This window comes from Martelella lutilitoris (assembly GCF_016598595.1).
Taxonomy (GTDB): Bacteria; Pseudomonadota; Alphaproteobacteria; order Rhizobiales; family Rhizobiaceae; genus Martelella; species Martelella lutilitoris_A.
In genome coordinates, this window is sequence record NZ_CP066786.1 from 134,068 (window position 1) to 142,500 (window position 8,433).

Sequence of the window (8,433 nt, forward strand, 5' to 3'; positions counted from 1 at the left end):
ATCAGAACTCCCCGCGCTGGACGGCGTCTATGAACGGGCCGTAGCCCTCGGGTCCGCCCCAGAAGCGCATGATCTTGGTGAACGCGTTGCCGGTGCGCGTCGCGCCGGTAATGCCATCGACCTCGTAGTCGTTGCCGGCCGCACCCTTGGCGACGGCAAAACGCACTGTCCCGGTGGGATCGGCAAGCTCGGTGCCGGGGAATTGTGCAAGCCAGGCCGGCTCCTCGATGCGCCCGCCAAGGCCGGGGGTTTCGGCCTGGTTGGTGATCGCAAGGCCCGCAATCGTGTTCATGTCGCCGCGCAGCGCCACGATCGCGTCGATCGGCGCCTGGTAGCCCGGTCCGCTGATTGGCAGGAGCGCCAGCGAAATGTCGCCGGCTTCGTTGCGCAGGAGATAGATCTGGGCGTAATCCGGCCGCCGGCCGATGCCCGCCGTATCTTCCGCCGGCGCCAGCGTGGTCCAGTTGGCTGCGTCATCCAGGGCCGCGGCGAGCGTCGCAGGGGTCACATCCTCCGCGGCCTGACCCTTCGGCAGGTTGATGACGACGGTGGAGAGCGAACCGCCGGATTGCTCGAGAATTTGCGTCATGCCGGGAATGCCGGCGACGAGCGCCTCAAGCCGCGCCTGCTCCTCCGCCGCCCGGTTTGCCGCCTGGATCGGCCGCAGGATGACCGTTGCGCCGGAGACCATGAGGGCGCAGACGGCCGAAACGAGAAAGGCGATGACGACGGTCTTTGTCCGGTTTTCATTGGGCAGCGCCAGGAACCGGCGCCATGCCGAGAACGGGTTCAGGTCAGCCATGACGTCTTCTCCTTTGGGCAAGCCACAGCGCAATGGCGGCTTCGTCCAGCAACGGGGCGGCAAGCGAGGTCAGAAGGGCGGCCGAAACCGCCATCTGCACGGGAGCGGCGCTCTTCCAGCCGAGCGCGAAAAGAATGATCAAAGCGCCGAAAAAGGCGCCGTTCAGCCAGCCGCCGAGCTTCGTCGAGGCGCTCGCTACGGGATCGGCGACAAGCAGCACCAGCACGACGGCAACGGCCGGCAACAAGGGGGCGATCGGCAGGCCGGCAAGATGCGCACCGCCGATGACGATGACAGCGCCGGCGATCACGCGCGCCGGCATGACGCCGAAGAGCGCGCCGAGAAGGGCGGCGGGAATGGCGGCCCAGGCAAGCGGCAGCGGCGGTTCCGGCCAGGGGGCGGTGACGAAGCCGAAGCCGAGAAAGGCGAGTGTGACAGTCGCCGGGTTCAGCACGTTGCGGCCCCAGCCGCCGAAGACGAGCTCGGCCATGACCGAGCCGAAAGAGATACCGAGAACGAGCTGCATGATGCTGAGCTCCTCCGGCGCGAGGATTGCGATCGCAAGCGCCGTCAGCGCGCCGGCGAAGGAAGGCGGCTGGGCGCGGGCGAGCATGAAGATCACGTGCCAGAGCCCGGAAATGATCAGCGCCAGCACCAGAAGGCCTGCGGCATCGAGCCCGCCATACCAGAGCCATGTCAGCGCCAGTGGCATCACCGAGATCAGCAGAAGCAGGGCGACGGTTTCCCGGTCCCACAAGCCGTGGCTCATGCCGGTGCCTCCTCTTTCTCAATGGCGTTCAGAAGTCCGCGCAACTGCGCGGCAAGCGGCGGCTCGGAGAAGGTGACGTAGTCAACCAGCGCCAGGTCCTCCTCAAGCAGTGAAAGCGCGCCAAGGCGGGCGGCGGCCTCCTGGTCGCCGGCCGAAAGCGCGCGCATCAGGGCGGCAGCGGGAATATCGCCGCCGAAAGCCTGCGACAGGGCGGCCGTCGGGATGATCGGCAGCGGCCGGGCGGCGCGGGTGAGCGCCGCGGAAAACCAGTGGCCGCGCCTTTTGCCGGAACCACGGGACAGAACGCTCGCCTGCCGGTCGCGCGGGCCGAGCCAATGGGCGGGTCGGCCGTCGAGTACGGAGCCGGCAAGCACTTGATAGGGGCCCGGCTGCACATGGCCGTGACAGAGCCCGCGCAGATCAGCGCCGGGCTGGCAGCGCAGAAGGCGCGGTTCGCGCATGGCCGAACCGGTGACGGTGACGAGCCGGGTCTCGGGCAGAAGACCCGTGGCGAGAAGATCGCCGAGATCGGCAATATCTTCCGCATGGATGTCCCAGACGCGGGCGTCGACTTCGGCCGGCGCGTGGTGGTGGATCTGGATGCCGGCGAGACCCTGCGGGTGCAGCGAACCGCAGGCGATGCGGCGGATGCTGCCCGCGTCGTCGAGGTCAAGGGATCTGCCCTTCGCCTCGCACAGGAAGACCTGATTGCCCGCCAGAAGCCTCAACGCGGAAAGGCCGCGCGATATGGCCTCCTCGCGGCCCCGGATGGCGTTGCGCGGATCGGGGGCTGCGGGCCGGGTGTCGGCGGCCATGACGAAGATCGCGGCGGGCGCTTCGGCAGGGGCAGGCATATGGCCAAAGGGCCGGCTGCGGAAAAGCCGCCACAGGCCGGCCTCCTGCATCAGGGCGCGCAATGCCGCAGCATCGCTTTCGGCCCTGTCGGTTTTAAAGGAATGCCGGTCGCCGCCATCCTCGCGGAACAGCAGCATCTGGATCAGCCTTCGGCCAGGATTGAGCTCGATCGCCGCTACCCGCGCAGGCATGGGCGCGACAAGCTTGATTTCCTCTGCCGCACGCAGCGAGAAAAGCGGCTGACCCTGGGCGACGCGCTGGTCGACCTCGACCAGCGGCACGACGCGCAGTTCCTCGCCGGGGGCCGGCACAAGCGCCGCCTCTTCGGTCAGAAGCGTTTCGGCAGTATGGTCGTCGGGCAATGAGGGGCCGGTCGGCACGGACAGACCGGCGGAAAAGAGGCGGTCCAAAAAATCACTCCCAAGGCTTCGGCATCAAACAAACCACCCTGCCCGACAATTGAATTGCTGGATCGGGCCGAATTGTTTAGCATGCACCAAGAGCAGACTATGAATTTTCAGCGGGGGTGAAAAGCCATGTCTTACGGAGTGAAGCGGTTTTCTTCAACTTTCATTGCAGTTATTGCATCGACATTGACGTTTGTCAATTCCAATGGCGTCTCAGCTCAGGATAGCGGGGAAGGCGAGGCGGCGGTCGAGGCGCTTGAGCTCTTCGTCATGCCGCAATCGGGGCCGTTCCGTCCGGACCAGATTTCGATCCCGCAGCAGAAGATGATCGAGGCCTGGGCGCGCTCTGCCCATGCCGATGCCTCGGCTGAGGCCTTTACCCACTGGGACGGCGAGGGCGAAGTGCCCGCAAGCTGTTCCACCTGTCACTCCGGCGCGGGCTTCCGCGCCTTCCACGGTCTCGACGGCAGCGCGCCCGGCGTGGCTGCGGCCGTGCCCGTCGGCGGCGTCGTCGACTGCGAGACCTGTCACAATCCGGGTCTCGCGGAGATCACCGCGATCACGTTGCCGAGCGGCATCGAACACCCGGTCAAGCCCGGCGTCGAGGCAGCCTGTCTCACCTGTCACTCCGGCCGCGCCGCCGGCGTGACGGTTTCCAGGGCCGTCGGCGAAAAGGCTGACGACACCCCGGATCCGGAGATCGGCTTCGTCAATCCGCATTACGCGCTGGCCGGCGCCGTGCGTCTCGGCGCCGTCGGGGCAGGCGGTTTCGAATATCCCGGCAAGACCTATTCCGGCCGCTTCTTCCATGCCCGCCCGGTGGCCGACTGCGCCTCCTGTCATGATCCGCACACGCTGACGGTGGCGGAAGAGACCTGCCTCACCTGCCACGAGACCGGCAATTTCGACGCGATCCGCATTTCCCGCGTCAGCTATGACGGCAGCGGCGACCTCAACAAGGGCATCCGCTCCGATATTGCCAGCAATGCGGCGTTGCTGATGGAGACCATCCGGGATTACGCCGCCAATGTCGCCGGCACGCCGATCGTCTACGAACCGCATTATCCCTATTTCTTCGTCGACGCCGATCAGGACGGTCGCGCCGACGAGGTTGACGGGCGGGCGGCGAGCTACAAGGCCTGGACCCCGCGCAGCCTGAAGGCGGCCTATAACTGGAAGTTCGTCACCGCCGATCCCGGCGCCTTCGCGCATAATCCGCAATATGCGCTGGAACTGCTCTATGATTCGATCGAAGACCTTTCGGGGCCGCTCGAGGTCGATATCAGCACATTGGGGATCCAGCGCTAAAGCGTTTCCGGGAAAAGCGGAAGCGCTGAGGGCGGCGATTTCAGACCTTGCCGCCGGGTCTTTTCGCCCGGCGGACATTCTGTCCCGTTGCGGCAATTGGCCCGGCCATGATATCGCAAGGCTTTTACCTGGCGGCGATGTCCGCTTTTACTTTCCTGCCGGAACGGATGAAACGACCAATGAATACAAGCAAGGCCGAAACGCCGCGCGCCGTCATCGTCATGGGCGTGAGCGGGTGCGGAAAATCCTCCGTCGCGAGATTGATCGCCGAACGGATGGGCTTTGAGCAGGTCGAGGGCGACGACCTTCACCCGGCCGCCAATGTCGAAAAGATGAGCGCCGGCATCCCGCTTGAGGATGCTGACCGCTGGCCCTGGCTTGATCGTGTCGGCGCCGAGCTTGCCAGAGAGCGTCAAACGGGCGTGGTCGTGACCTGTTCTGCGCTGAAGAAGATCTACCGCGACCGTCTGCGCGCGACGGCGGGCCAGCCGCTCGCCTTCGTCTTCCTGAACGGCAGCGAAACGCTCCTCGCCGAGCGGATCGGCGCGCGCGCGGGTCACTTCATGCCGACCTCGCTTTTGAAAAGCCAGCTTGAGACCCTCGAAGACCCGAGCGGCGAACCCGGCGTGGTCACGGTTGATATCGACAATCCGCTGAAGGTGATTGCCGACAAGGCGGTTGCGGGGCTTGGCGCCGTATCTTTTTCTTAGCGCGTTCCCGACCGCTCAACTGCGCCTTGGTCGTCGACATCGCCTTATATTAGGCTTGCCTTTCGTTTTGCGTTCGGCCAGTTTTCACTCGGGTATACCGATCGGAGGGTGAAACATGGCGGTGACGGCGGGCGAGCGCAACCGGGCGCTTTTTCTGGGCAGCATGGGCGGCGGCCTGGAATTCTACGACTTTGTGATCTACGCCACATTCGCCTCGCAGATCGGCAAGACCTTCTTTCCGGCCGAAGAGGCGTCGACCCGGCTGCTTGCGGCCTTCGCCGTGTTCGCCGCCGGCTATCTGGTGCGCCCCATCGGCGGCATTCTGTTCTCCCATTTCGGCGACCGGCATGGTCGCAAGTTGATGTTGCGCGTCTCGATCGCCGGCATGGCGGGGGCCACCTTTCTGATCGCCTTCATGCCCGGCTATGCCACATGGGGCATCTCGGCCACCGTCGTGCTGGTCGTGCTGCGCATGGTGCAGGGGCTTTGCCTCGGCGGCGAAATTCCCGGGGCGATGACATTGATCACCGAAACCATGCCGAAGCGGCGCGGCCTTGCCTGCGGCTTCCTGTTCATGATCATCAATGTCGGCATGCTGGCCGCCCAGGCGGTGCAATGGGCGATCGAGCACCTGTTGAGCGATGCGGCGGTGCTCTCCTATGGCTGGCGCATCGGTTTCTTCATCGGCGGACTGGTGGCGATTGCCGGCTTCATCCTGCGCGCCCGGCTTGCCGAAAGCCCGGCCTTTGCCGAGATGGAAGCATCAACCCACAAGGTGCCGCTGGCGGCGCTCTTCCGCGACAATGCCCGCGCTGTCTGGCTCGGACTGTTCATCACCGGCCTTGGCGCTGCCGCCGTGCCGCTGCTCTACCTCTACATGAACAGCTATCTGACCGATTTCCTGCACTACGATCCGGACCAGGTGGCAACCGCCGTGCTTGTCGGCATCATCGTCTTTTCGCTGCCCATGCCTGTCGCAGGCGCCATTTCCGATTTCGTCGGCATCAAGGTGCCGGCCTTCGTCGCCGCCCTGCTGCTGACGATCGCTGCCATCCCCGTTTATGTCTGGATCCACGAAGGCGTGTCGTCGCTCCTGCCGGCCATGATCGTGATCTCGCTGATCGGCGCTTTTGCCTGGGGCGTGGGTCCGGTGCTGCTGACGGCAATCTTCCCGACGGATGTGCGCTATTCCGGCGTCGCTTTCGTCTACAATATCGGCTTTGCCATTGTCGGCGGGCTGACCCCGCTTCTCGCCACCTTCATCATCCAGCAGACGGGTTTCACGCTCGCGCCCGGCTTCCTGCTGGCCGTCTTTGCCGCGCTCGCCACGGTCGCGATCTTCCTGACCCAGGTCATTCCGGCAGAGAAGTCTCAGCTCTGATCGGCCATATCCGCCTCCATGCGCCATCGCGGCCAGGAGACGGTGATGCGCGCGCCGCCGACATTTTCGAAGGAAAGGCGTGCGCCCGAGCGTTCCAGAAGCGTCTTGGCGATGAACAGACCGAGGCCCAGACCGCCGGCGCGGCTGTCCGCCGGGTTCTTCTGCCGATCGGAAACAAAGGGGTCGCCAATGCGCGGCAGGATATCGGGCGTGTAGCCGCCGCCGTCATCGGTGACGGTGATCGTGATCCGCGTCTCGCTGTAATGCGCCGCAATCTCCACCTTTTGGCGGGCATGTTCGACGGCGTTTTCGATGATATTGCCAAGGCCGTACAGAATGCCGGGATTGCGATTGCCGACCGGCTCGCCGCCGGCCTCGCCGGAAACGCGTATCTCCATCTTTGAAACAAACGGCCGGTGGGGCGCGACCACTTCCTCGATCAGGGATGTCAGCGGCAGGAGCCGCATATGCGCCTCGTCCTCCTTGGAAAGCGAGGTGAGGCGGGAGAGTATGTCCCGGCAGCGCTGGCTCTGGCTGACGAGCAACTGCACGTCCTCGCCATGTTCGGGATCATCGCCAAGCGCCCGCGCCATCTCCTTGGCCACCACCGAGATCGTGGCAAGCGGCGTGCCGAGCTCGTGGGCGGCGGCCGCCGCCAGCCCGTCGAGCTGGGAGAGGTGCTGTTCGCGCTGCAGCACCAGTTCGGTCGCCGCCAGCGCATCCGATATCTGCTGGGCTTCGAGCGTGATCCGCTGGACGTAGAAGGCGGCAAAACCCAGCATGGCGATGATCGCGATCCAGATGCCGAATTTCAGGATCGGCTCGATCTCCAGTGTGATGCCTGCATGCCATGGCAAGGGAAAGGGGCTGAGCGCCAGGGCCGACACGCCGGATACGGCAAAGGCCAGAAGCGCGAAGGCATAATGCAGCGGCAGCGCGGCGAAGGAGATGATCACCGGCACGCAGATCAGCGGCGCGAAGGGATTGGCAAGCCCGCCGGTCAGGTAGAGCAGCGCGGTCAGTTGCAGAAGATCGAAACCGATCATGGCAAAGGCGATGCGCGGGGACACGCGCTGGGTCGCCGGAAAGCTGACGCTCAGCACCAGATTGCCGAGGGCGAGCGCGGCAATCAGCGCGAGCACGGGGATGATCGGCATCGGGAAATCGAGCCCGAAGGCCACCGTCAGTGCCGCTGCCGTCTGGCCGGCGACCGCCAGCCATCGGAGCCGCACGAGCGTCTGCAGGCGCAGGTTTCCGCGTCGCTCATGCCCCACCATGTCGGTGACCGGCTTGTTCATCGCATTTCTCCTCATGTCCCGCGCGGCTTTGCCCGCCGTGTCGGCTCGGCATCGGCCGGATCCTCCGGCCAGACATGTTTCGGGTAGCGTCCGCGCATGTCGGAGCGCACATCCTTCCAGGATCCTGCCCAGAAGCCGGGCAGGTCGCGCGTCGTCTGGATCGGCCGGCCGGCGGGCGAGGTCAGTTCCAGAACGAGCGGCACGCCGCCGGCAATCGTCGGATGGCGTTTCAGTCCGTAGAGCATCTGTACCCGGATCGAAAGCACCGGTTCGTCGCCATCATAGCGGATCGGAACCCGGTCGCCGGTGGGCGCTCCAAAATGAGTCGGCGCCAGCCGGTCGAGATCGGCGGCAAGCGGATAGGGCAGAAGCGCCTGCAGGCCCTGCGTCAGGCTTTTCGGACTGACGGCGGAAAGGGCGGTGACGCCCGTCTGGAACGGGGTGAACCATATGTCCAGGCTTTCCAGCAGGCCCGTCTCCGAGACATCCGGCCAGGGGTCACCGAGCTTGCGATGGAGAAAACCGATCCGTTCGACAAGGCGTGCCGCCTCCTTCGGGAAGGCGAGAAGCGAAAGCCCGTATCGGCGGAGCCCGTCGGCCAGCGCTTCCGCCGCTTCCGTGCCGGATGGTCTTGTCCCCTGGCGTTCGGAGAGCACCAGCGCATCGAGCCGGGTCACGCTGCGCGCCCGGACGGAAAGGCTTTCGCGGTCGAAGACGCATTCCGCGCGGGTGACGATCGCCTCGGCGCGGGTCTCGAGAATGGTTTCGCGGGTCACGGGGCAGGCGGCGAGCACGCGCCCGCGCGCCGCGGAGCCCGTCAGGTCGGCGATGACGAGAAAGTCCTCGCTCGCGAGCCGGTCGTCCTCGGCAAGCTCCGCGCCGCGACCGTTTGCCATCAGATAG

The 8,433-nt window shown here is 65.5% G+C and carries 8 protein-coding genes (1 of these 8 only partly in view); 3 read left to right on the plus strand and 5 right to left on the minus strand.

The window, feature by feature from the left end:
• Position 1: 1 nt before the first annotated feature.
• The 3 genes from JET14_RS00660 to JET14_RS00670 are packed head-to-tail and all read right to left on the minus strand — an operon-like array spanning position 2 to position 2,836.
• Entirely contained in the window at positions 2-802 is an 801-nt protein-coding gene (locus tag JET14_RS00660; protein ID WP_200336348.1) for an FMN-binding protein, read from the minus strand.
• Positions 795-1,571: an RnfABCDGE type electron transport complex subunit D gene (locus JET14_RS00665; RefSeq protein ID WP_200336351.1), complete on the minus strand. Its 777-nt coding sequence runs from the start codon at positions 1,569-1,571 to the stop codon at positions 795-797. Before JET14_RS00665 ends, JET14_RS00660 begins: the two co-directional genes overlap by 8 nt.
• Entirely contained in the window at positions 1,568-2,836 is a 1,269-nt protein-coding gene (locus JET14_RS00670; RefSeq protein WP_200336353.1) for a Na(+)-translocating NADH-quinone reductase subunit A, read from the minus strand. Before JET14_RS00670 ends, JET14_RS00665 begins: the two co-directional genes overlap by 4 nt.
• A 183-nt stretch (positions 2,837-3,019) precedes the next feature.
• Between JET14_RS00670 and JET14_RS00675 the strand changes: the two genes are divergently transcribed.
• The 3 genes from JET14_RS00675 to JET14_RS00685 all read left to right on the plus strand — a co-directional run bounded on the left by JET14_RS00675 (position 3,020) and on the right by JET14_RS00685 (position 6,232).
• On the plus strand, positions 3,020-4,141 hold the full coding sequence (locus tag JET14_RS00675) for a cytochrome C (RefSeq protein ID WP_246750438.1): 1,122 nt from the start codon (positions 3,020-3,022) through the stop codon (positions 4,139-4,141).
• Positions 4,142-4,320: 179 nt separating this feature from the next.
• A complete protein-coding gene (locus tag JET14_RS00680; RefSeq protein ID WP_246750439.1) occupies positions 4,321-4,851 on the plus strand; it encodes a gluconokinase in 531 nt (176 codons plus the stop codon).
• Positions 4,852-4,966: 115 nt separating this feature from the next.
• A complete protein-coding gene (locus tag JET14_RS00685) occupies positions 4,967-6,232 on the plus strand; it encodes an MFS transporter (RefSeq protein WP_200336354.1) in 1,266 nt (421 codons plus the stop codon).
• Here JET14_RS00685 and JET14_RS00690 read toward each other — a convergent pair.
• Positions 6,223-7,530, minus strand: coding sequence for an ActS/PrrB/RegB family redox-sensitive histidine kinase (locus JET14_RS00690; protein ID WP_200336357.1), 1,308 nt, complete (start codon positions 7,528-7,530; stop codon positions 6,223-6,225). The genes JET14_RS00685 and JET14_RS00690 overlap by 10 nt on opposite strands.
• An 11-nt stretch (positions 7,531-7,541) precedes the next feature.
• On the minus strand, positions 7,542-8,433 hold the 3' end of the coding sequence (hrpB, locus tag JET14_RS00695) for an ATP-dependent helicase HrpB (RefSeq protein WP_246750440.1). 1,580 nt of this gene lie beyond the right edge of the window; 892 of the gene's 2,472 nt are visible here — the last part of the coding sequence; its start codon lies off the right edge, out of view; its stop codon occupies positions 7,542-7,544.

Bases quoted from the DNA above. Each gene is read 5' to 3' on its own strand.
- JET14_RS00660 (WP_200336348.1), bottom strand. From the start codon at position 802: ATGGCTGACCTGAACCCGTTCTCGGCATGGCGCCGGTTCCTGGCGCTG.
- JET14_RS00665 (WP_200336351.1), bottom strand. From the start codon at position 1,571: ATGAGCCACGGCTTGTGGGACCGGGAAACCGTCGCCCTGCTTCTGCTG.
- JET14_RS00680 (WP_246750439.1), top strand. From the start codon at position 4,321: ATGAATACAAGCAAGGCCGAAACGCCGCGCGCCGTCATCGTCATGGGC.
- JET14_RS00685 (WP_200336354.1), top strand. From the start codon at position 4,967: ATGGCGGTGACGGCGGGCGAGCGCAACCGGGCGCTTTTTCTGGGCAGC.
- JET14_RS00690 (WP_200336357.1), bottom strand. From the start codon at position 7,530: ATGAACAAGCCGGTCACCGACATGGTGGGGCATGAGCGACGCGGAAAC.